The sequence below is a fragment of the Variovorax sp. YR634 genome (assembly GCF_900106655.1).
Classification (GTDB): domain Bacteria; phylum Pseudomonadota; class Gammaproteobacteria; order Burkholderiales; family Burkholderiaceae_C; genus Variovorax.
The window spans coordinates 393,377-416,385 of sequence record NZ_FNOL01000004.1 but is presented as its reverse complement, the minus strand read 5'-3'; the positions used below and the strand labels follow the sequence as shown (position 1 = coordinate 416,385).

Sequence of the window (23,009 nt, the reverse complement as noted above, 5' to 3'; positions counted from 1 at the left end):
GTCAGAACGCCTTGATGAGCTGCACGTACAGCCTCGGGTTGCGGCCACCGCCGTCGGTCTGCGCAGGCGGCGTGCCGGCGCGCCAGGCGAGCGTGGCGTTGATCGAGAAATTGCCCGGCCGCGACCAGCTCAGGCCCACGCCGTAGCCGCGCAGGCTGTGGCTGTTGATGCCGTCGTAGGGCGTCGGGTTGCGCACGATCTTTCCGTGCGCGGCGTCGTAGAACAGGAAGGGCGTGAGCTCTTCGTTGAGCGACCAGCGCCATTCGACCGTGCCGATCACGCCCTGGTCCACCAGCAGTTCGCCCGAGGGGTAGGCACGCACCGCGCGTGCGCCGCCGAGCGCGAGTTTTTCCGAGGCGTCGAGGTTCTTGCTGGCCCACTGGCCGCCCAGCGACAGGTACAGCGAGTGGCGCGGCACGATGGCCTGCAGGCGCGAGAGCTGGAAGCTCAGCTTGGTAAAGCCGCCTTCGGTGTTGTGCCCCGTGATGCTGCGATCGAAGTCGCGGCTTTCCGGGTCGCGGATCGAAAGGCTGCCGTGGTACAGCGTGCCCGAACTGGCCCAGTAGCCGCCGCCCAGAAGTTCGTCGCGGCGCTCCCAGGTCCATCCCAGGCTCAGGCCGTTGACGCGCTTCTTCGAGCTGAAGTCGGCCGCGCGCAGTTCGTCGGTGAGGTCTTTCACGTCGACGCCCAGGCGCAGAAACAGGTTCTGCTGGCGCTGTCTGATCAGCGGATAGTTCAGCGAAAAGTCGAGCACGTTGGCGCGGCCGCGCGCATCGAGGTCGACGAACTGGCCGCCAAGCTCATAGCTCACCCGCGACAGGCCAACGCCCGCGCGCAGCCCGCTGGTGCCGATGGGCGCCTCGTAGGCAATGCGGCCGTATTGCAGCGCGTTGCTGTCGGACACCATCACGCGCATGTCGAGGTTGTCGCCGATGCCGAAGGGGCTGAGCCAGCGCGCCGTGCCGCCCACGCGGTAGCGGCCCGATTCCTTGGTGCCGTGGTTGTCGGCCTCGGCCGTGAAGGCCCAGCGCGGCGCGGCGGCCACTTCGACCGACAGGTCGGTGGTGCCGGCCTGCGCGCCTTCCTGCAGGCCCGATGACACCTTGACGCCAGGCTGGTCGGACAGCAGCAGCATCGCGCGTTCGTACGCTGGCGCACTCACGGCCTCGCCGGGCTGCAGCGGCGCAAGGAAGCCGCGCACGCGCGACTCGGCGATGGGCGCATCGGGCGCGACCACCACGTCGACCTTGCCGAGGCGGCCTTCGATGACGCTGATCTCGACGATGCCGTCCCGCACGGTCTGCACGGGCACCACGGCCTGTGCGAGGAAGTAGCCTCGTTCCTTGTAGCGGGCGGTGATGGCCTTCGCCAGCTCTTCGAGGTCGGTGAGCGTGACGTCGCGGCCGATGTAGGGGCCGGTGATGGTCTGCAGCTCTTCGTTGGTCAACGCTTTCACGCCGTTGAGCCGCAGGTCGTTGAGCTTGAATGTCGCGCCTGTGGGGCGTGGTGGTGCGGGCAGGCTCTGCGGTGCGACGGCGCCGGTTGCTTGCGCGAGCGGACGGTCGCAGGTGCCGCAGGGGTCCTTGGTGGGCAGCAGTTCGGTGCTGTCGCCGGCATCGTTGGCCGACGTGGCTTGCGGTTCAGCCTGCGCCTGCTCCTGGGCATGCGCGCGATCGGCAGCCATGAAGAACATGGCCGACACCAGCGCGCCGGCGGCCCAGGCAACGGGACGCAGTGCGCTGCGCGAATCAAGAGCAAGAGAGCGGTTTCTTTTCATGGCATTGCGCATGGCTCAGCTCCCCACCGTCAGGCGCCAGTTACCGATCAAATTGAACGGCGCCCAGAAGAAGGGATGGGACATCTTTGGGTCCTTCAATACAGCGAGTTGCCCGGCCTGCATGGCCTTCTGGATGTCGCGGCCCTTGGCCAGCTCGCCGTAGAGCGTGCTCATGAGCACCGCGGTCGCGTCGTCAGACACCGGCCACAGCGAGGCGATCAGGCTGGAGCTTCCAGCCGAGAGAAACGAGCGCGTGAAGCCCAGCACCTCATCGCCCTGCGCGATGCGCCCCAGTCCCGATTCGCAGGCCGACAGCGTGACCAGCGCGGTGCCGTCCATCGGCAGCTCGAGGATCTCGTGCGCCTCCAGAAAATTCTGCTTCCCGCCTTCGTTGGCCAGCAGGATGCGCGAGTACAGCGGATCGACCGCGTCCGCCTCGGCATGCGCCGCCACGTGCATCAGCGGCGAGCGCGAGGCTACGTCGCGGAACTGCGTCTTGGTGGCGGCCGCGCCCATGTACACGGTGTTGCGCGGGAACAGCTGCGCGAGCTGCTTCACTTCGGTCTCGGCGCCGGGCAGGTCGTACTTGTCCTCGATGCGCGGATTGCCGAAGGCCGTGAGCGATGCGTTCACGCGCGGCGTGCGCTGAGCGAGCTGCACCGCGATGCTGATAGACGGCGCCACCGCCACCGGATGCGTCTCGATGACGTAGCGGCCGTCGAGCCGCAGCGCCTGGAACGGCAGGTAGTGCAAGGGCCCGTGCGGCACCACGATCAGCCGCTGCCCCGGTGCCAGGCCGAGCGGCCCGAGCAGCGCGGCGCCCAGCTTGTCGGCGTTGGTGATGGCGGTGCGGCGGCCGCGCACTATGGAGTTGCGGAAAGTCTCGACCAGCTCGTTGAGCTCGTCGCGCTTCACCGCCACCGTCTTCTCTGTGATGTTGCTGGAGCTCACGACCCACACCACGAGCCGGTCGGGCAGCGAGTGGAACTGCACCACGCGTTCGTCGGGCGCCAGCGTGCGCTGCAGCGTGGCAAGGTCGACGGTGTTGGCGGCCTGCTCGTTGATCTTCGCGCGGCCGCGCACCGCGTCGAGCAGCGCACGCGAGCGGCTGTGCTCGCTCACCTCGAATGCGGCCCGCGCATCGCCCGCGTCGCTGTAGATGGCCACGCCGCGCTCGAACACCGTCTGCAGGTCCGAGAACAGGCCCATCTTGAATTCTTCGCTGCGGAACTTGGCGCGCACCTTGTCGACGTCGCCCAGCGCGCGGCCCACGGCCTCGGCCGCGGCCTGCTTCTGGCCCAGCGCGAGTTCGCTGCGCGCCACGCCGTCCCAGGCCCAGAGGCGGTAGTACTCGGTGTCCGCGCCGACCTGGCGCGCCGTGAGCGCGCGGTACATGTCGCGCGCCTCGGCCGGCTTGTTCTCGGCCAGCAGCAGGCGGGCGCGGGTGCGGTCGAGCTGCGCGGTGAGCGGTGCGTCCTTCGGCGGCGCCATGGTGCCGAGCACTTCGCGTGCCCGTGCGGGGTCGCCCGATTCGATCAGCGCGTTGACCAGCGAGGCCTGCACCAGCGGCGCATAACGCTGCGAGCTGTTGGCCAGAGCTTCGTCATAGCTGAGAACCGCGCCGGAGAAATCGCCGCGGCGCGTGCGCACGTCGCCAATCACCTTCTGCACGGGGCCGACCACCAGCTTGGGGTCGCGCGCCTGGTGCCTGAGCGCTTCGCGTGCGAACTCCTCGGCTTTTTCGAGCTGGCCCGAGTAGCTGTAGACGATGGCCAGGTCGCGATTGGCCATGGCCATCAGGTTCGGGTCGTTGGTGGCGTTGGCCAGGTGCAGCGCCTTGCTCGCGGCGCGCACGCTCTGGCGAAACTCGCCGGCCTCGGCCAGCGCAACGGCCTGGCTGCAGTACTGGTAGCCCGAGAGCTTGACCGCGTCCTGCCCATAGAGAACAGCGCCTTCGCTGGTCAATGCCAGCAAGGTGTCGGTGTCGGCCAGTCGGGCTTGCTCCATCTTGCTGGCCGCGGCTTCGGCGCTCGTCGCCTGCTGCGCCGATGCCAAAGAGCCGTAGCCCAGGAAAAGAATGCCAGCCAGACCGAGCGCACCTGCGAAGCCCGCACGATGACGTGCAGGGCGCTCCCATCCCCATCTTGAAAACCACGCCATTGAACCCCCTGCGTGCGGCCCATGCATCCGCTGCTGCGGATGTTCGACGCCGCGGGAGTGCGCGCCGTTCAGGCCTCGGGGGGAAAGTCTAGGAGCGGCCTCCTGCCGCGCCTATTCTCAATACGGTCTAGCGCTAAAGGACTAAGAGGGTGCTTGCGCTAGGTCAATTTACCGTGTGCGCGCCCAGGCCGTCGGAGGTGTCCTCCGGCAAACCGATCCATTGCACCGACGGATCGAAAGCAAGGCCCGGGTTGCGATCCCCCGCCTTGATATCGGGCTTGCGGCGCAGGGTCCGGTTCAGCGTGCCGACTCCGCCGGCGGTCCATTCGGTTCCAGGGTCAAAGCCGACTTGACCGAAGCGATCGATGACCACGCCCGACTTTTCCAGCGTCAGGGCATCGTCGCCATTGAAGTTGACTACGCCGCTGGTGAGCGTGCCTGCGGGCTTGAAGGCAGCCGTCGCACTGGCGTTCGCCAGCACCAGAACACCACCAGGCGGCAAGGAGCCGGAAAGCACCTGGGAGTTGGTTGGCGGCGTGGCCGTGCCGTTGGAATACAGCCTGACGGTATACAGGCTCAGGTCCACCGCCGATGCGGTCGGGTTGTAGATCTCGATCGCCTTGTTGCTCGCCGTGCCTTCCACGTATTCGCTGAAGAACAGATCCGGCGGTCCGGGCGGTACTACCACGACCACCGCGCTCACGTTCACGCTACTCGATTGCGTTGCGGCCTGGCCGGCAGAGTTGGTCAGCGTGGTCACCACGTTGTAGGTGCCCGCGGCCGCGTAGGTATGCGTCACCGTGCCGGTGCCAGGCGCTGTCGTGGCGGCGCTGCCGTCTCCCCAATCGACTGCAAGAGAAGTCAGCGTGGTCGCGCCGCCGGGTGTGGCTTCGAAGATGTTCACGCTGTAGGCTTCCCCGACCTTTGCGGCCGTCGGGACCGACGCACTGACGATGGGTTGCGTCACCGCGGCATCGGCCGCCAGGGTCAGGCCGACAAGCACAGGGTCGTGGTCCGATGCCCGGAAGGGCGTGGGCGCATAGCGGTCGTCGGTCGTGAAGTCGGTGTTGTAGTCCAGCGCGGTAGGCTCGTCGGCGTTGATGTGCCACACGCTCACGCCGCTGACCTGCGAGCCCAGCGAAGACGATGCATAGGCATGGTCGAGTGCGCCGGTTTCGCCGCCGAAGACATAGGTGTACCGGTTGTCGGCGGGCATGCGCTTGAGCAGGCTTTCGTTGCCGGCAGCTTCGAGCACCTTGGTCGGGTCTTCCAGCAGGTAGCTGTTGAAGTCGCCCATCATCAGTACGTCGGTCTCGTCCTCGTCCATGGCCTTGAGCTTGGCGACGAAGCTGTTCAGTGCGTTCGCCTGCTGGGTACGCGCCAGGTTGAAGCAGCCCTGCCCCTGGTCGACGTCGCCCGTGGTCGGGCAACTGCCCTTGCTCTTCAGGTGGTTGACCACGAACCAGAAGCCGCCGTTGTTGCCTACGGCGCTGAATCGCTGGGCCAGTGGCGGGCGTCCGCTTGCAGCGGTGTAGTCGGCCAGGTCCGTGCCCGTCGGAAGAACGGCGTTGCCCACGCGCTGGACTTTCGCGGGCTTGTACAGGATGTCCACTTTGATGGCATCCGTGCCGAACACGCCGCTGTTGACGGCGGCATAGGTGTTCGGGCCGACCTTGGCGTTGAGGGCCGCCAGCAGGTCGTTCGTTGCCACGTCGGAGTTCTGGATTTCCATCAGGCCCACCACGTCGGCATCGAGGCCTGCGATGGCGGCCACGATCTTGGCCCGCTGCCGCTGGAACTCGTTCAGGTTGTTCGCGCCGCGGCAGTTGGCCGCGGATGCGGGACCGGTGCCGAACGAGCAACCCTGGCCGGTCTGGCCCGATGAGGTTTCTCCGTTCACGAACGTGGTGAAGTAGTTGAGCACGTTGAAGCTGGCCACCTTGAGCGGGCCGCTGACCACCGGTGCGGTCGGCGAGCGCGGATTGGCCTGCGCGAACACGGGCGCCACCGTCGGCTGGATGCGATAAGCCGCAAAGTTGTGGCTCAGGATGCCGGTGACTTTCTGCGTCGTATCGCCGATGCGCCGGGTGCCGTCGGTGCCTGCTGCGCTCAGGTACGGAATGGGGTTCGGGTTCTGGCGCGAGGAGCCATCGTCCAGCACGATGCGCGAAAGCAGGTTCTGCGCATGGGTTGCCGCCGCGTTGCCGTTGGTGGCGTTGAACTGCCGTCCGTTCAGTGCCAGCACCACCTGGCCATAGCGGCCCAGCTCGAACAGTTCCGTCACGGCCAGGGGCTGCGCAATTTCGACCAGCATGCCTTCGTAGCGCTCCAGCGTTGATTCATTGGCCACCGGCAGCGTGATCTGTGTCGGGCTGATTGCAATGCCGGAAGCGCAGACGCTGATGGCCAGTGGGTCCGCTGTCGTGCCCGCAATCTGCGTGAGGCTGTCGGGCTTTGCATCGGCGCCCGCGGTCTGGCCGAACTCGGTCACCACACCGGAGACCTGAACGAAATCGCCAACGGCCACACGTGTGGCGTTGTTCGGTGCATAGACAAAGACACCTTCCGAGGTCAGCGGATCGGCATCGGGCACGAGCTGCTGCATGAAGAATCCATTCAGCTTCACGGTCGTGATGCCGGTGTTCTGGAAGTCACCGACGACCACGCCACGCACCGTCACTGCTTGCGTTGCCAGAGGACTCGTGTCGCCCGTACCTTGAACGGATGAGATGGCCCTGACCGGCGCATTGGCCGGAACGGCGGCTGTACATGTGGGCGGTGGCTGCTCCACAACCGGCGGCGGTGTGTCTGTCGACGGCGGCGTGTTCGGCTGCGTGGTGCCCGCAGAAGGCCCGGGGATCAGCGGGAAGGAGGTCCCGCCACCACCGCCGCCGCAGGCGGTCAGCGCAAGGACCAGTGTCAGTGCCAGAGCTTTGAACTGCCAGGTCGGCCTCAGTGCGGGATGAGTCATGTGGGTTTCTTTGAATGAAGGGGGGAACAGCGAGCAGACAGCGCGCGTTTATATGGACCATGTGTGTAGCCCCCGAGAAACCCGGACCCGTCATGGGTGATTGCCTGCTTGATTGCCTGCGTCGGCGCGACGCGCCACGCGCTGCAGGCCGCATTGCGGCCTGCAGACAGGTACGTCAAAAGCTTGCTAGGCCGGTACCGCGTCGATGTTCACGCGATCCCAATGGCGATGCTTCGCGATGGCGACGATGAAGTCATGCGCGATCTGCGTTGCGGCAGTCGCATCGCCCAGGTTGGTGACCGGCGTGGCGGCCACGATCACGCCTGCTGGAGCATCGGAGTCGGCGGCAATGCCCAGTGTCGAGAGCAGCTGCACGCCCTCTCCCACCGTGCAGATCGCCTTGCAGTGCTTGTAGGCCTCCAGCACGAAGTGCACCGCATCGCCAATGCCCGCCAATGCAGCGACGCTTTCGCCGCCGGCTGGCACCAGCACCGCATCGAACATCACCGACGGCGTGTTCGCGAACGTCATGTCGACTTCGATCTGCCGCTTCGACGCGCTGGCCACGGTGCCCAGACGCGGCCCGACGACCTTGCATTGCGCGCCAGCCTGTTCGAGCGCATCGCGTATCGGCTTCAGCGAAGCCGAGTCGACACCGTCGGCCACGAGGATCGCGATCTTGCGCGTGCGGATCGAACCGTCGCCGGTGTCGGCCATGCTGAGCGCGGGCGATTCGTCGATGGGCAACTCGATGCGGTGGTCACGAAAGCCCGCGCGGCCTGCCGCCGCCTTGGCATCGGGCTCGCCGATGCCAAGCGGCTCGGCCACGCGGCGCGCGAGCTTCTCGTCCACATGCGCGAGGTTGTCGACCATGCGCTGGCGGATGGCGGGCACTTCGAGCTTCGACAGCTCGAAGCGGAAGGCCGCGATGATGTGCTCCTTCTCGGCCGCGCTCTGGCTGTTGAAGAACAGGCGCGCCTGCGTGAAGTGGTCGTCGAACGACGGGCTGCGGCGGCGCACCTTGGGCGGATCGATCTCTTCGGGGAAAGACTGGAAGCCGTGCTGGCCGCCGTCCACACGAAACTCCGTGCCGCTGCCCAGCGTGTTGGGCTCGTAGGCCACCTGCCCTCGTGCGATGGTCTGCCGGTGCATGCCGTCGCGCTGGAAGTTGTGGAACGGGCACACGCCCTTGTTGATCGGCAGCTCGTGGAAGTTGGCGCCGCCCAGCCGCGAGATCTGCGTATCGGTGTACGAGAACAGGCGCCCCTGCAGCAGCGGGTCGTTGCTGAAGTCGATGCCGGGCACCACGTGGCCCGGATGGAAGGCCACCTGCTCGGTCTCGGCGAAGAAGTTGTCGGGGTTGCGGTTGAGCACCAGCTTGCCGATCTTCTGCACGGGCACCATCTCTTCGGGAATCAGCTTGGTGGGGTCGAGCAGGTCGAAGCCGAGCGAGTGTTCCTTGTCCTGCGGAATCATCTGTACGCCGAGCTCCCATTCGGGGAAGTCGCCGTTCTCGATGGCTTCCCACAGGTCGCGGCGATGAAAGTCGGCGTCTTTGCCCGCGATCTTCTGCGCCTCGTCCCATGCCAGGCCATGAATGCCGAGCCTGGGCTTCCAGTGGAACTTCACGAAGTGGCTCTCGCCGCGGCTGTTGACGAAGCGGAAGGTATGAACGCCGAAGCCTTCCATCATGCGCAGGCTGCGCGGAATGGCGCGGTCGCTCATGGCCCACATCAGCATGTGGGTGCTCTCGGGCATGAGCGAAGCGAAGTCCCAGAAGGTGTCGTGCGCGCTCGCGGCCTGCGGCATCTCGTGGTGCGGCTCGGGCTTCACGGCATGGATGAGGTCGGGGAACTTCATCGCGTCCTGGATGAAGAACACCGGAATGTTGTTGCCCACGAGGTCGTAGTTGCCCTCGCGGGTGTAGAACTTGACGGCGAAGCCGCGCACGTCGCGCACCGTATCGGCGGATCCGCGCGAGCCGGCCACGGTCGAGAAGCGCACGAAAACGGGCGTCTTCTGGTCCGGGTCTTGGAGAAAGTCGGCGCAGGTGAACTGCGACATCGACTTGTAGACCTGGAAGTAGCCGTGCGCCGCCGAGCCGCGCGCGTGCACGGCGCGCTCGGGAATGCGCTCGTGGTCGAAGTGCGTGATCTTCTCGCGCAGGATGAAGTCTTCCAGCAGCGTGGGGCCGCGCACACCCGCTTTCAGCGAGTTGTGGTTGTCCGGTATCTGCAGACCCTGGTTGGTGGTGAGGGTCGTCGGATGCTCGACGGTGAAGCCTTCGAGTTGCTGCTGCTTGGCGTTGCTGCCGTCGCTCGCCTTGGTGGCGCTGGCGCGGCGGCCTGCGGCGGCCTTGTTCTGTGGCGTCATCGTGGATCTGCTGGAATCTTTCATGGGGTGGGCACTCAGCCTGTTTCGTTGTTGCTGTCGAGGAACATGTCGAGCACGTTGACCACGGCGACGAGGCATATGCAGCCTGCCACGGCGGCAACGGCCCACACGAGGATTTCGTCGCCCCAGGTGCTGGCGAGCGTGTCGAAAAACGATGAAAGCTCCATAGGTCCCTCCAGGGATGCAAGCGAATTGCAAGGTTATGTTTCGCACCGCGCGCGACCCGTAGTGGCCGCCCTCCCCCGTCTGTGGGAGAAAGAGTGTGTGCAAGGTAGGAGCGCACCGACAGCGCATCGCACCCGCCTACGCTGCTTCGCGGGTACTGGCTGTGGAGCCTGAAAGATTCGTCGCATAGCATGGGCCCACGGGACGGCACTGATCGTGCTTGTCTTTCATCGCACTGCCTCGCGCACCGGCCGCACCGCCCGGATCCCCTCAGGGAAGAAAGAACCCCATGCAGATCAGGATCGGCTTCGACATCGAACTCGGCGTCACCGCCCCCACGGCGGTGATCTACATGCTGCAGGTGCACCCGTCGCGTGCCCAGGACCTGCAAGGCGGCGAGAACATCACCCTCAGCCCGCCGCTGGCCACCGACCACTACCAGGACAGCTTCGGCAACAGCTGCGCGCGCGTGCACGTTCCTGTCGGGGTGAGCAGCGTGCGTTTGCGCAACCACGCGGTGGTGTTCGACACAGGCTGGCCCGACCCGGTGGACTTCAGCGCCAGCGAGCATGCGGCGGCCGACCTGCCGGTGGAGACGCTGCCTTTCGTGCTGCCGAGCCGCTATTGCGAGGTCGACGGCGAACTGCTGCAGTTCGCCTGGGCCAACTTCTCGAACGTGGCGCCGGGCTGGTCGCGCGTGCAGGCAATCTGCGACTTCGTGCACCGGCATCTGCGCTTCGACTACCAGAATGCACGGGCCACGCGCACCGCTTTGGAGGGTTTTCGCGAGCGCACGGGCGTGTGCCGCGACTTCGCGCACCTTGCAATCACGCTGTGCCGTTGCATGAACATACCGGCGCGCTACGTCACGGGCTACCTCGGCGACATCGGCATTCCGCCGGTGCGCTTTCCGATGGACTTCAGCGCGTGGTTCGAGGTGTACCTGGGCAACCGCTGGCACACCTTCGACGCGCGGCACAACACGCCGCGCATCGGCCGAGTGGTGATCGCGCGCGGGCGCGACGCGGCGGACGTGCCGATCACGATGGTGTTCGGCGCGAACACGCTGCAGCGCTTCGAGGTGACTACCGAGGAAGTGCTGCAGTGAGCATCAACCTGCGGCGCGTGCAGCACGAATCGATCGGGGCCAGGCCGGACTCTGCAAACCGTGGCGCGGGAAACCGAAATCAGAGATCGTCAAAAATTTGACAGTCTCGGTGCGACCCGATGCATAGCATCCGGCTCCACATGAATACCGACCTTTCTCACACCATGCGCACGCTCGAGCGCCTTCGCGAGGCACCGCTGCATACCCGCTCAGGCTGGGATCTCGCCCATGTGCTGCACCACGCGGCGCAAAGCATCGAATATTCCCTGGATGGCTTTCCACAGCTGAAGCCTGCCTGGTTTCGCGCCTCGTTGGGCGCCATGGCATTTGCAGTGTTCTCGGCGCGCGGCAAGATGAGCCATGGATTGGAAGAGCCGATACCCGGCGCGCCCACGATCGCTTCAGGCCAGCCGTTGAACGCTGCGGTGGAGCACCTGATGGACGCATTGAATCGTTTCGAACGACACAGCGGGGTACTCGCACCGCACTTCGCCTACGGCGCACTGGGCAAATCCGAGTACACGCGCGCTCATCTCATGCACCTGGCGAATCACTGGGAGCTGGTGGGCGCTGGCTGACGCGTACCCGAACAGCACCATCCGGATCGTGCGCCTGTGGACGGCTGGCCTGGCAAGCTCAACTTCCCCGCACTGCCGGCATGCTCGCGGGAGCCTGGTTCAATTCGGAACTCGCGTTGGCGTGCTGCATCGACGCAGACCGTTCGTGATTGATGAACAGCACGGCAATCATGCCGATGACAGCTGGAATGGCGATCGCAATGAAGTTCTGGTGCAGCGGCAAGCTCATGCCGACAAGCACGCCGATCAGGATCGGCGCGAGGATCGCACCGCTGCGGCCCACACCCAATGCCCACCCGAGACCGGTAGAGCGGAACGCCATCGGATAGAACTGCCCGGTATAGGCGTTGGCGACGATCTGCGTGCCGATCGTCGAAGCACCAGCCAGTCCGACAAGGACGAACAACGCAGGCGTCGGCATCTTGAACCCAAGCAGCGTCAGCGAGACCGCGGCAAGCGCATACATTGCCGCGAGCACGTACTTGATGTGGAACCTGTCGGCGAGCCAGCCGCCGCCGATTGCGCCAACCATGGCTCCCGCGTTCAGCACCAGCACGAACGTCAGCGCCGAGCCCAGGCTGTAGCCGGCGCTGGCCATGAGCTTCGTCAGCCACGAACTCAGCGCAAAAACCATGAACAGGCACATGAAGAACGCAATCCAGAACATCACGGTGCTGAAGCCGCGGCCTTCGCGAAAAAGGTGCCTGATCGGCGCGCTGTCGGCCTTGTCTTGCGCCGGCACGACGAATCGGTCCGTCGCCTGCGGCCGATAGCCGGGATCGAGCCTGGAGGCTATTTCCTTCAGCTCGTCGCTGCGGCCCTTGGCGAGCAGGAATGGCATCGATTCCGGAACCGACTTCAGGATGACGGGAATCAGGAGGACCGGCAGGCCCGCCGCGAAAAACACCGATTGCCAGCCGTAGGTTTCGATGAGCCCCTTGCCCAGAAGCGCTGCAATGATTCCGCCAACTGCGTAGCCACTGAACATCAGGGTGACCAGGGTCGCGCGAATCTTCCTGGGTGAGTACTCGGTCATCTGCGCGACCACGTTCGGCATCACGCCTCCGATGCCGAGCCCGGCGAGGAAGCGCATTGCACCGAAGGTGAAAGGGTCGTCGGCGAGGCCGGCTGCGGCCGTGAAAACGCTGAACAGGCCAATGCAGATGGCGATCGCCCAGCGACGGCCTATCTTGTCGGCAATGGTGCCGAGGAAGATGGCCCCGAACATCATTCCGAAGAGCGCCGAGCTCACCATGAATCCGGCGTTGGTCGCGTCGACGCCCATCTTCGCCATGATCGAAGGCAGCGCAATGCCGACGACGGACAGGTCGTAGCCGTCGAACACGATGATCAGCGCGCACCAGAAAAGCACGCGCCCGTGAAAGCGGTTGAAGCGGGCGTCGTCGGCCAGCTTGTGAAGATCGATTTGGCGCATGGCTCTTGTCTCCGACTGAATAGATCTCACGGCGAGGGTTGTTCCGCGACGGGCTGAATGATGGTCGCCTCGCAGTGGCGGGTCCAACGCATTTTTCGGATGTTCCCTATCAATCCTGGAAATTCTGGGGAGGGTCTACCCATGGATCGGACTGTCGCGGTGCCCTGCCCGCTCTTTCATGCGCCTGGCGAATGCGCGCTATCACCGATATTCGTTGGACCACATCCCGGCGCCTGCATAGATTCAGCAGCCAGGCGAACGCCAACGTGGCGCTGCCAGGAACCCAAGCAACGGCAGAGCCCGCGCGCACAAAGGAGATGGTCATGCAAGGCAAGATCGGCCTCGAGGAACACTTTGCGATTCCCGAGACGCTTCAGGATTCAGCCGGCTTCGTGCCGGGAGACTACTGGCGGGAGCTCAGCAGCCGCCTCCTAGACATTCACGAAGGGCGCTTGCGCCAGATGGATGAGCACGGCATGGAAATGATGATCCTCTCGCTGAATGCACCTGCCGTGCAGGCGGTGCCCGATCCGAAGAAAGCCTGCGAGCTCGCGATCCGCGCGAACGATTTTCTGGCGGAGCAGGTGGCGCGACGGCCCGACCGCTTCCAGGCGTTCGCAGCCCTGCCCATGCAGGACCCCGAAAGGGCCACCCAGGAACTCGAGCGGTGCATGACCGAGCTGGGTTTCCGCGGCGCCCTGGTCAACGGCTTCTCGCAGATCGGCACGACCGACAACGCCACCTACTATGACGCGCCGCAGTACGCCCCTTTCTGGGAGGCGGCGCAGCGGCTGGACGCGCCGTTCTACCTGCATCCGCGCAACCCGCTCGCGAGCGGAGCGCAGATCTACGAAGGCCACCCGTGGCTGCTCGGCCCTACGTGGGCCTTTGCACAGGAAACCGCCGTCCACGCCCTGCGCCTCATGGCCAGCGGCCTCTTCGATCGCCATCCCGGTCTCAAGATCATCCTCGGCCATCTGGGCGAAGGCCTGCCCTACAACATGTGGAGAGTCGACCACCGCAATGCCTGGGTCAAGGCGCCCAAGGGCTATCCGGCCAAGCGCAAGCTGTGCGAATACTTCCAGGAAAACTTCTATCTCACGACCTCCGGCAACTTCCGCACCCAGACGCTGATCGATGCGATGCTGGAAATCGGGTCGGACCGGATCCTGTTCTCGACCGACTGGCCTTTCGAGAACGTGGATCACGCGTCAAACTGGTTCAACGACGCGAGCATCAGCGAGGCCGATCGGACGAAGATCGGCCGGACGAACGCGCTGTCGCTGTTCAAGCTGAAGCAGTCCTGATTCACCCGGGCAGGCACGGGACCTAATGATCGACATCGACGAATGGACCATCACCAGCGCAGTCCGGAAAGCGCACGGTGCAACTTCCAATGCGCGCCTGAAGACCGTGATGGACAGCCTGGTGCGCCACCTTCACGACTTCGCGCGCGAGGTGCAGCTCACCGAAGCCGAGTGGTCCCATGGCATCGACTTCCTCACGCGCGCCGGAAGCATCACCGACGACAAGAGGCAGGAGTTCATCCTGCTGTCCGATGTGCTGGGGCTTTCGACGCTCGTCACCGCACAGTGCAACCGGCGCCCTGCCGGATGCACCGAGGCGACAGTCTTCGGTCCCTTCTACGTACCCGACGCCCTGGCGTACAGGAACGGCGACGACATCGCCAATGGCGCGAGCGGTGAACCCTGCTTCGTTGGCGGAACGGTCCGCGGGATCGACGGCAAGCCGATCGCCGATGCGCGCATCGACGTCTGGCAGTCCGACGACGAAGGCTGGTACGACGTTCAGCGTCCGGAGCTGGAGCATGCGCAAGGTCGAGGCCATCTGAGCAGCCTCGGGGACGGCAGCTACCGGTTCAGATCTGTCGTGGCCGTTCCTTATCCGATTCCTCACGACGGCCCGGTGGGGCAACTGCTGGAAGAGCTCGGCCGCCACCCGTGGCGTCCGGCACACCTGCACTTCATGATCCGGGCGCCGGGGTACGAGACGCTCATCACCCACGTGTTTCGCGCAGAAGGTCGCTATCTCGACTCCGACGCGGTATTCGGCGTGCGCAGCTCGCTCATCGCCGAGTGGAAACGCAATGAGCCCGGCGTCGCGCCGGATGGCACATGCATGGACGTTCCCTTCTACACGCTCGAATACGACTTCGTGTTGAACGACTCCAGGAACGACTAGGATCCGTCAACGCCATTTCCGGCACCGCGACGCCAGGCCAATCCAGGCGCACCGTACGACGTCTACACCTGTGGATCGCGGCGTGATCGCTCATGGAAGAGGCCGAATATCAGTTCGCGCAGCCAGCGATTTCCGCTGTCCTGATGAAATCGCTCGTGCCACTGCTGCCGTATTTCGAATGGCGTGACCTCGAACGGCGCATCGACGATATGCAGATCCGCGCGTGAAGCCACCATCGCCCTGGCGAGACGGGCCGGCGCAGTCAGCAGCAGGCCCGATGCGGCGACGATCGACGACAGGCCCAGCGAGTGAGCGGCCGTAAGGACGACCCGCCGGCGATCGAGCGCACCCGCCCGATCCAGGGTCTGCTGCAATTGCGAGTCGGTCGTTCCCTGAGGCCGGTACGCAATGTGTTCCGCCGCGAGGTAGTCGTCGAGTTCGATGCTTGCGGGTGTGCCCAACGGCGAAGTCTTCGACATCAGCACGACGAATGATTCGTCGAACAGTCGCTGCTGGTAGAACGACGGCCCCATCGGCTCCCAGCTGCCGAGCGCTATGTCGATCTGTCCATGGAGCATCCGCTGCCGGGCGTCGGCCATGGAGACGTCCACTGTTTCGAAGCGAACCCCGGGTGCAGCAGCGCGAGCGACCATGAGCAGCTCGGGCATCATGACCAGTTGCCCGATGTCGTTGACGGCAATCCTGAACGTGCGGCCCGATGTCTGCGCATCGAAGGTTCTGCCTTGATCGACCGCCTGCACCAGGCAGGCGATTCCCTCCTCGATCGGGGCGATGAGGCGTTCGGCGACGGGGGTGGGGATCATCCCGTCCGCCGAGCGCACGAACAGCGTGTCGCTGAAACGCTCGCGCATGCGCTTGAGGGCGTTGCTCACCGCCGACTGCGTCATGCCGAGCCGATCACCCGCGAGCGTCACGCTGCGCGTGGCATAGATCGCCTGAAAGACCAGGAAGAGATTCAGATCAATGGAGTTGATGTTCACCGCGTCGTCTCCGGCCGTTTATCGAGCCGTCATTCGTTGTCCAGCACGGCCAGGTTGTCGTAGACCATCCGGAGCATGTCCCGAAGCGACTCGGCCTGCGCGAAGCTCAGTCCTGACAGCGACACCCGCTCGTACAACTGGGCCAGCGGAATGATCCGCAACGCGAGGTCGCGCCCTGCCTCGGTCAGTGCGAGCGCAAGGGCCCGCGCATCCTCGTCGGATCGATCGCGCACCACCACACCGCGTTGAAGCAGGCCGTCGACAGTTCGCGAGAGCGTGGAAGGCTCGGTCGATGTGTGCAACGCCAGGTCGGAGAGGCGCTGATGTGGCTGATGGTGCAGCGCGACGCAGATCCGCCACTCGGTCAGCGAAAGGTTGAACTGCTTGAGCTCCCTGCTGAACGACTGGCCCATTCGGGTTCCCGCACGTGCAAGCAAGTAAGGGATTGCCCGTTCCAGATCGTGATTCACAGATTTATCTGCTTCTGCAATCAATTCCGGGAGCGCTTCGGGGCTTGTCTTGCGCTGCTTTACGGGGGTGGCCACTGCCAGCTTTCTCTTGGTCATAGGCCATCTTACAAGCGAAAAACATCACCGATATAGCGTAAACCCCAAGCCAATATTGATTGCATTTGCAAATGTTATCCGCTTCAATTGAGCCCTCTGATCGCAGAGCCACACATCCTTTGGAGACACCCATGACTGATGCCGCAACGAACCCGCTCGCTCAACTCAATCACGTCGACATCCCTGCGCCAGGCCGAAAGTCGCCTGTGATGGGCGCCCCTTCGATCGAAAAAATAGTTGCATCTGCAAGCGAATTGGTGCCGGTGCTGCGCGCCCGGGCTCAACGCACCGAACAGGATCGCCGCGTTTCGGAAGAGACGACGCGTGCGTTCCATGACGCGGGCTTCTTCAAGCTGATGCAGCCGGCGCGCTACGGCGGGTTCGAGTACGGCTTCACCGCCTTCATCGACGTGGTCAGCGAACTGGCACGAGGCTGCACCTCGTCGGCGTGGGGCTGCTCGCTGGGCGCCATCCATCAATGGCTGGTCGCGACCTTCCCCGAGCAGGCGCAGGACGACGTCTGGCGCGAGGACCCCGGCGCAATCGTGTGCGGCTCGTATGCACCGGCGACGATGGCCGAGAAGGTCGACGGCGGCTACCTCGTGCATGGCAAATGGCTTTTCGCGTCCAACGTGGACAACTCCCAGTGGGCACTGCTGGGCGTTCAGTTTCCGCCGGAAGAAAAGGGCGCTGCGCCAACGGCCGGCTTTCTGCTCGCACCCCGATCGGATTGGTCGATCGAGGACAACTGGCACGTGGCGGGCCAAGCCGGAACGGGATCCAAGGCGATCGTCATCGACAAGCCGACATTCATTCCGGGGCACCGCAAGCTGACGTTTGCGCAGGCTTCCTCCAACAACCCTCCCGGCGCCGCCGTCAACACGAACCCGATCTACCGCATCCCCTTTCTGTCGGCGGTGCCGGTATGCCTCGTGTCGCCGATCATCGGCACGGCCCAAGGCGCGGTGGACGAACTGATCGGGCTGGCCGGCTCGCGCGTCACGCGAGGGGCTGTTGCGGGAGGCGGAAGCAGGCTGAGCGAGTTCTTCCCGGTGCAGTCTCGCCTGGCTGAAGCGTCGGCGAGCGTCGATGCAGCGCGGCTTCTCCTTTATCGCGACACCGCGCAGGTAGAGCAGATGGCAGCCGATGGCCATGTCATCAGCATCCAGCAACGGATTCGCAACCGGCGCGACCACGCCTTCGCCGCACGTCTCTCGCGCGATGCCGTGGAAGCCGTGTTCGCCAGCGTAGGAGGCGCAGGCCTGGCACTCGACCAGCCGATCCAGCGCATGTGGCGGGACACGAACGCCATCTCGCGCCACATCAGCCTCAACTGGGATGCAGTTTCTTCGATGGTGGGGCAATACCTGCTCGGCCTCGAGCCGAAGGGCCAGTACTGATCGGGGTATCGGCCATGTACTCCTGGGCTCTCATCACGGGCGACGCGGCCGACACGGTCGATGCCCGCCAGCTGCGACAGGCGCTTGGCGCCTTTCCCACGGGGGTGTGCCTCGTGACGACCACGACACCTGAAGGCAAGCGCGAGGGCATGACGATCAACTCGTTCGCCTCGGTGTCGCTGGATCCACCCTTGATCCTGTGGAGCATCCGCGACGACACGCGCAGCGCCGACGCATTCCTTGCGGCGCGGCCGTTCAACCTCAGCGTGCTGACCGCAGAGCAGCGCGACCTGGCCTGGCATTTCGCCAAGCCCGCGGCGGACAAGTTCGAGCGCTACGCCGGAGCATTCGAAGTTGGACCCAACGAATGCCCAAGGCTTGTCGAGAGCGTGGCAACCTTCGAGTGCTCGACCTATTCACGCCACCAGGAAGGCGATCACACGATCATCCTCGGCCGGGTCGATCGCTTCTCGCGGACCGACACGCCGCCTTTGCTCTTTCATTCGGGGCAGATGGGTTCGTTGTGGGAGCTCGCGGCGACGCTGGCACGGCCTCGATGAGGCTGGTTCGCAGTTTCGCGCGCAACTCTCGACTGGCGGCGGGCATCACTCCAGCTTGTAGCCGAGCAGCTTCATCGCCGCAGCAAGCCCCTTGCGGTTGCGCTCCATCGCGGCCCAGGGCTTGTTGCCGGTTTCGAAGCGCTGCGCCGCATTGGCGACGGTCCACTGCGAAGCACTTGTGAGCTCGGGCAACTCTTCCCACGCAAGCGGCACCGACACGCCCAGCCCCGGGCGCGAACGCGCCGACCACGCGCTGACGGTGGTCGCGCCGAAGCCATTGCGCAGGTAGTCGACGAAGACCTTGCCCACGCGGTTGCGCGGCCCGCTCTTGGCGACGAAGCGCGCCGGTATGGTCTGCGCGAGATGCGCCACCACGGCCTGCGAGAAGCCCTTGACGGCATCCCAGTCGTACTGGCGCCGTATCGGCACGACCACGTGCAGCCCCTTGCCGCCGCTGGTCTTCAGGAACGAGGGCAGGCCAAGCTCGTCAAGCAGCGTTCGCACCAGCATCGCGGCCTCCTGTATCTGCGGCCATGCCACGCCTTCGCCGGGGTCGAGGTCGAAGGTCATGCGGTCGGGCTTGCCGATGGCGCGCGAGGTGGCGTTCCAGGTGTGCAGCTCGATGACGTTCATCTGCGCGGCGCCGAGCAGGCCCTGCTTCGTGTCGATCTGCAGCAGCGGTTCGTGGCCCGGGTCGAGCGCGGGATCGAGCAGGCGCACGCCGGGAATCTCGCGGTTCTGCACGTGCTTCTGGAAGAACAGCTCGCCGCCCACGCCCTCGGGCGCGCGCACCAGCGACACCGGCCGGCCGCGCAGGTGCGGCAGCATGAGCTTGGCCACGCCGTCGTAGTAGGCCGCGAGCTCGCCCTTGGTAATGCCGCTGTGCTTGTCGATCACGCGGTCGGCGTGGGTGATCTTCTGGGACATGGGGGTGCTCTTTCTCTTTCCTTCCTCCGGCCGCTCGCGGCGGATGTCGCGCGCGGGCTTGTCGGCGCGCAGGCCTTGAAAGACGGCCTGGCGCACGCGGTCTTCGCGCGTCCATTCGCCGAATGAAATTTCAGCCACGAGTGATGGCTTGACCCACTGCGCCTTGATGCCGCGCGGCGTGGGGGTGAACGGGCAGTCTTCGGTGGCCAGCCTGCCCAGCTTCGCCTTGATGTCGGCGAGGCGGTCGGCGTCGAAGCCCGTGCCGACGTTGCCGCAGTAGCGAAGGCGCCCGGTGGCCTCGTCGTGCACGCCGAGCAGCAATGAGCCGAAGCCCGAGCGCGTGCCCTTGGGCGTGGTGTAGCCTCCGATCACGAATTCCTGGCGCTGCTGGTTCTTGAGCTTGATCCAGTCGGGCGAGCGGCGCGACACGTAAGGCGAGCCCCTGCGCTTGCCGACGATGCCCTCGAAGCCGATGCGCGCCGACGACGCGAGCAAGTCGCGCGGCGAGGCGTCGAAGGTTTCGCTCAGGCGCAGCAGCGCGGGCGGCTTCTTGCCGAGCAGCTGCGCGAGCCGTGTGCGGCGCTCTTCGACCGGCATGTCACGCAGATCTTCGCCGTCGAGAAAAGGCGCGTCGAACAGCCAGTAGACGATGGACGATGTCGCACCGCTGTCGAAGGCGTTCTGCAGCGCCTGGAAGTCGGGTGCGCCGTTTTCGCCGTCGACGGTGATCTCGCCATCGAGCCAGGCCGAATCGGTGGGCAGCTTCGCGAGGGCCTTGGCGAGCGCAGGCAGCTTCGCGGTCCAGTCATGGCCGTTGCGGGTGAAGCAGCGGGCCTTGCCCTTGTCGATGCGCGCGAGCAGGCGGTAGCCGTCGAACTTGAGTTCGTAGAGCCAGTCGTTGGGAGACGGCGGTGGCGAAGCCGCGAGAGTGGCGAGCTGGGGCTGGAAGGTGGCGGGAAGTGCGGCTTTCTTTGCGGGCGCCTTCTTCGTTGCGACTTTCTTCGGCGGCTGGTCCACCTCGTCCACGCCGCGCCCGGTGATCACGCTGGCCGGTTGTTCTTCGAGCACGTCGTAGTCGTCGAGCGCACGCGCATCGCCGTCGCGCTCCTTGATGAGCAACCAGGGTTCGTGCTTCTCGTCGCCCTTGCCGTGCATGCGCACCAGCGTCCAGTGGCCGTGCAGCTTCTCGCCGCGCAGCTCGAACTTGAGCTTGCCGGCCGCGAGCGCCTTGCGCGCATCGCCGTCGGGCAGCCAGTCGCCGCGGTCCCAGACGATGACGGTGCCCGCGCCGTACTGCTTCGGCGGGATCGTGCCCTCGAAGCCGGCGTAGGAGATCGGGTGGTCTTCGACGTGCACGGCCATGCGCTTCACGGTCGGGTCGAGGCACGGTCCCTTCGGCACGGCCCAGCTCTTGAGCGTGCCGTCAAGTTCGAGCCTGAAGTCGTAGTGCAGATGGCTCGCATGGTGCTTCTGGATGACGAAGGACAGCACGCCCTTGCCATTCCTGCCGCCGGCCTTGGGTTCGGGCGTGCGAGTGAAATCGCGCTTGCCGTGGTAGCGCGCCAGCGCCTTGCGCGCGGTCGATGCGGTGGTACCCATGGCGGCAGGCCGGCGTCAGGCGGCGCGGCGATGTCGGACCGGGGCCTTGCGCTCTGCTGTCTTGGCGGCGGGCTTGCGCTTCTTCGCCGCGGCCTTGGGTGGGGGAGCTTCTTCTTCGCCGGCAGCCTTCGCCTTGCCGCGCAGGCTGCGCTGCAGCAACTCGGTCAGGTCGATGATCTTGGCGCCGCGGCCTTCGGTGGACTGCTCTTCTTCAGGCTCGGGCTGCGTCACGGTCTCGGTCTGGCCGGCCTTCACCTTCTTGTCGATCAACCGAAGGATCTCGTCCTTGAACTCGTCCTTGAATTCGTTCGGGTCCCAGTCGGCGCTCATGTCGTCGACCAGCTGCTTCGCCATCTTGAGCTCGCGCTCGCTCAGGCCTGCCTTCTTTGCATCTTCGGAGGGCAATGGCAGATCGGTCCACGGGCGGATGTCGGCGCCCCAGCGCAACAGGTTCAGCACGAGGCCGGGGCCGACGGGCACCAGCACGGCGAGGTGCTGCTTGGTCTGGATGACGACACGCGCCACGCCCACGCGCTCGCTGCGCTGCAGGGTTTCGCGCAACAGCGCGTACACCTTGGCGCCGCGGTTGATGGGCGCCACGTAGTAGGGCCGCTCCAGGTACACGAAGGGAATGCCGTTGGCCGGCACGAAAGTCTCGATCTCGATGGTCTGCGTGGTCTTGGGGTAGGCGGCCGCGATCTCCTTGTCGCTGATCACCACGTACTCGCCGTCCTCGTATTCGACGCCCTTCACGATCTGTTCGCGCGCGATCTCCTTGCCGGTTTTCTTGTTGATGCGCTTGTAGCCGACCGGGTCCATGGTCCGCTTGTCGAGCCAGTCGAAGTCGATGCCGTGGTCGGTGGTGGCCGAATAGAGCGCCACCGGGATGTGGACGAGGCCGAAGCTGATGGCGCCCTTCCAGAGGACGCGCGGCGCGGGGGCTTTTTTCGAGACTGGCATGGGCACACTCCTTCAGTCTTGGAATGTGCGCCGCCCATGTGCGGGCGATGTAGGAGCGCGGCGTCAGGCTTCGTCAGGCCGCGCCGGCCACCGGCCCGAGCCGGCGCTCGCTCGGGCGCGCGAAATAGAACCACTCGGCGCCCGGCAGCGCCATCGCGTTGGGGAACACGATGAAGCCGTCTTCGGGCGCACTCAACAGCGTGCCGTCGTGGCGCATGCCGATGGGCTCGCCGCGCTGCACTTCGTCGAAGGTGGCCCAGTCGCGCACGAAGCTGTCTTCCTCGTGCAGGCGGTCGGTCACGCTGGCCAGGCGCAGCAGCTTGGGAGGCTGCACCGGCGCACCCGACAGCCCTTCGGGCAGCGCCGCCATGCCCAGCAGCGCAAGCGTGCGTCGGATGGCGCGCCACGCCACCTCGGGTGCCTGCGGGTCCAGGTGCTGGCCGCATTCGAGCGTGACGCCGTAGCCGCCGCGGCTGCGGATGTATTCGTTGGTGCCGCGGCCGAAGTCGAGCGCGGCCTCGTCGGCCGGCGTGCCGCCCGCGCGTTGCGCGAGGCCGGCGGCGTAGATGTCGAGCCAGCCCTCCACCACGATGGGCGTGCCGATGTGCAGCGCGAGCTGGCCCTCTTCATACGAACGGGCGAAGGGCTCCAGCGTGCCGGTGTTGTCGCGCGGGCCGATCATGGCGAAGGCCTCGCCCTCGCTCTGGAAGGAATGCAGGTCGAGCAGCACTTCGTGGCGCGCGATCAGCGGCGCCAGCACGTTGGTCACGCGGGCTTCGTAGTCGGCCGGTGCCTCGGTCGGGCGGAACAGGCGGTTGAGGTTGCGCTCGCCCTCGCGCTGCAGGCGGCGCCGTGCGAGCGGATTGGCGACGGGCACCAAGGTCAGCTCGCCGCGCTGCAATTGCAGGGTGCCGGCCTCGAACTCGCCCAGGATGCGCTCGATGCCCAGGGTGCCGGAGACTTCGTCGCCATGCACGCCGCCCATCACGAGCAACCGGGGGCCCGGGTTCAGCGAGGCGAAGGTGTGGATGCGCAGGCTGTCGGTGGCAATGCCGGCAAATGGATCTGAGGGGTCGGAAGACATCCGGGGATTATTGCGGAGCCCCTTCCCTGCGCGCAAAGGCGCTACTTATTTCATAGCATCATGGCGGCCCACGCCCGCCTACAGGGGCTGCCTTGCATGTCCTACCGCCCCGGCGGCAATCG

The 23,009-nt window shown here is 65.6% G+C and carries 17 protein-coding genes; 6 read left to right on the top strand and 11 right to left on the bottom strand.

Annotated elements, in window-relative coordinates:
• Window position 1: 1 nt before the first annotated feature.
• From BLV60_RS10875 to BLV60_RS34355, 5 genes are all read right to left on the bottom strand, one after another.
• Window positions 2-1,777 (bottom strand): ShlB/FhaC/HecB family hemolysin secretion/activation protein, encoded by a 1,776-nt coding sequence (locus tag BLV60_RS10875; protein ID WP_256328971.1) that lies wholly within the window; start codon window positions 1,775-1,777, stop codon window positions 2-4.
• Between the two features lie 15 nt (window positions 1,778-1,792).
• Window positions 1,793-3,937 carry a CHAT domain-containing protein gene (locus BLV60_RS10870; RefSeq protein ID WP_093054197.1) on the bottom strand — a complete coding sequence of 715 codons (2,145 nt, stop codon included), beginning with the start codon at window positions 3,935-3,937 and terminating at the stop codon, window positions 1,793-1,795.
• 163 nt (window positions 3,938-4,100) lie between these two features.
• Window positions 4,101-6,908 carry an ExeM/NucH family extracellular endonuclease gene (locus tag BLV60_RS10865; protein ID WP_093054195.1) on the bottom strand — a complete coding sequence of 936 codons (2,808 nt, stop codon included), beginning with the start codon at window positions 6,906-6,908 and terminating at the stop codon, window positions 4,101-4,103.
• A 186-nt stretch (window positions 6,909-7,094) separates the two neighbouring features.
• Window positions 7,095-9,281 (bottom strand): catalase HPII, encoded by a 2,187-nt coding sequence (katE, locus tag BLV60_RS10860; RefSeq protein WP_256328970.1) that lies wholly within the window; start codon window positions 9,279-9,281, stop codon window positions 7,095-7,097.
• Window positions 9,282-9,316: 35 nt separating this feature from the next.
• The gene (locus tag BLV60_RS34355) at window positions 9,317-9,469 is read right to left on the bottom strand and encodes a hypothetical protein (RefSeq protein ID WP_176928769.1); all 153 of its coding nucleotides are present in this window, start codon (window positions 9,467-9,469) and stop codon (window positions 9,317-9,319) included.
• Window positions 9,470-9,756: 287 nt separating this feature from the next.
• Here BLV60_RS34355 and BLV60_RS10855 point away from each other — a divergent pair, with 287 nt between their 5' ends.
• Window positions 9,757-10,575 (top strand): transglutaminase-like domain-containing protein, encoded by an 819-nt coding sequence (locus tag BLV60_RS10855; RefSeq protein ID WP_093054192.1) that lies wholly within the window; start codon window positions 9,757-9,759, stop codon window positions 10,573-10,575.
• Window positions 10,576-10,715: 140 nt separating this feature from the next.
• Window positions 10,716-11,153, top strand: coding sequence for a DUF1569 domain-containing protein (locus BLV60_RS10850; protein WP_176928768.1), 438 nt, complete (start codon window positions 10,716-10,718; stop codon window positions 11,151-11,153).
• Window positions 11,154-11,211: 58 nt separating this feature from the next.
• Here BLV60_RS10850 and BLV60_RS10845 read toward each other — a convergent pair whose 3' ends face one another.
• On the bottom strand, window positions 11,212-12,588 hold the full coding sequence (locus BLV60_RS10845) for an MFS transporter (RefSeq protein ID WP_093054188.1): 1,377 nt from the start codon (window positions 12,586-12,588) through the stop codon (window positions 11,212-11,214).
• 323 nt (window positions 12,589-12,911) lie between these two features.
• Here BLV60_RS10845 and BLV60_RS10840 point away from each other — a divergent pair, with 323 nt between their 5' ends.
• Both BLV60_RS10840 and BLV60_RS10835 read left to right on the top strand, forming a co-directional pair.
• Complete coding sequence (locus tag BLV60_RS10840) at window positions 12,912-13,895, top strand: amidohydrolase family protein (RefSeq protein WP_093054282.1); 984 nt, start codon at window positions 12,912-12,914, stop codon at window positions 13,893-13,895.
• Between the two features lie 25 nt (window positions 13,896-13,920).
• Window positions 13,921-14,790: an intradiol ring-cleavage dioxygenase gene (locus BLV60_RS10835; RefSeq protein WP_093054186.1), complete on the top strand. Its 870-nt coding sequence runs from the start codon at window positions 13,921-13,923 to the stop codon at window positions 14,788-14,790.
• A 62-nt stretch (window positions 14,791-14,852) separates the two neighbouring features.
• On the opposite strand, the gene BLV60_RS10830 is transcribed toward BLV60_RS10835, so the two are convergent.
• Window positions 14,853-15,791, bottom strand: a complete 939-nt coding sequence (locus BLV60_RS10830) for a LysR family transcriptional regulator (protein WP_093054185.1) — start codon at window positions 15,789-15,791, stop codon at window positions 14,853-14,855.
• A gap of 29 nt (window positions 15,792-15,820) precedes the next feature.
• On the bottom strand, window positions 15,821-16,357 hold the full coding sequence (locus BLV60_RS10825; RefSeq protein ID WP_093054183.1) for a MarR family winged helix-turn-helix transcriptional regulator: 537 nt from the start codon (window positions 16,355-16,357) through the stop codon (window positions 15,821-15,823).
• Between the two features lie 131 nt (window positions 16,358-16,488).
• Here BLV60_RS10825 and BLV60_RS10820 point away from each other — a divergent pair, with 131 nt between their 5' ends.
• Together BLV60_RS10820 and BLV60_RS10815 are read left to right on the top strand one after the other, a co-directional pair.
• A complete protein-coding gene (locus BLV60_RS10820) occupies window positions 16,489-17,757 on the top strand; it encodes an acyl-CoA dehydrogenase family protein (protein WP_093054181.1) in 1,269 nt (422 codons plus the stop codon).
• Between the two features lie 14 nt (window positions 17,758-17,771).
• Complete coding sequence (locus tag BLV60_RS10815) at window positions 17,772-18,317, top strand: flavin reductase family protein (protein ID WP_093054179.1); 546 nt, start codon at window positions 17,772-17,774, stop codon at window positions 18,315-18,317.
• 45 nt (window positions 18,318-18,362) lie between these two features.
• Here the strand turns inward: BLV60_RS10815 and ligD are convergent, their stop codons facing one another.
• The 3 genes from ligD to BLV60_RS10800 all read right to left on the bottom strand — a co-directional run bounded on the left by ligD (window position 18,363) and on the right by BLV60_RS10800 (window position 22,887).
• A complete protein-coding gene (gene ligD / locus BLV60_RS10810; protein ID WP_093054177.1) occupies window positions 18,363-20,843 on the bottom strand; it encodes a DNA ligase D in 2,481 nt (826 codons plus the stop codon).
• A gap of 15 nt (window positions 20,844-20,858) precedes the next feature.
• Complete coding sequence (locus BLV60_RS10805) at window positions 20,859-21,803, bottom strand: non-homologous end joining protein Ku (protein WP_093054175.1); 945 nt, start codon at window positions 21,801-21,803, stop codon at window positions 20,859-20,861.
• A gap of 73 nt (window positions 21,804-21,876) precedes the next feature.
• Window positions 21,877-22,887: a succinylglutamate desuccinylase/aspartoacylase family protein gene (locus tag BLV60_RS10800; RefSeq protein ID WP_093054173.1), complete on the bottom strand. Its 1,011-nt coding sequence runs from the start codon at window positions 22,885-22,887 to the stop codon at window positions 21,877-21,879.
• Between the last annotated feature and the right edge of the window lie 122 nt (window positions 22,888-23,009).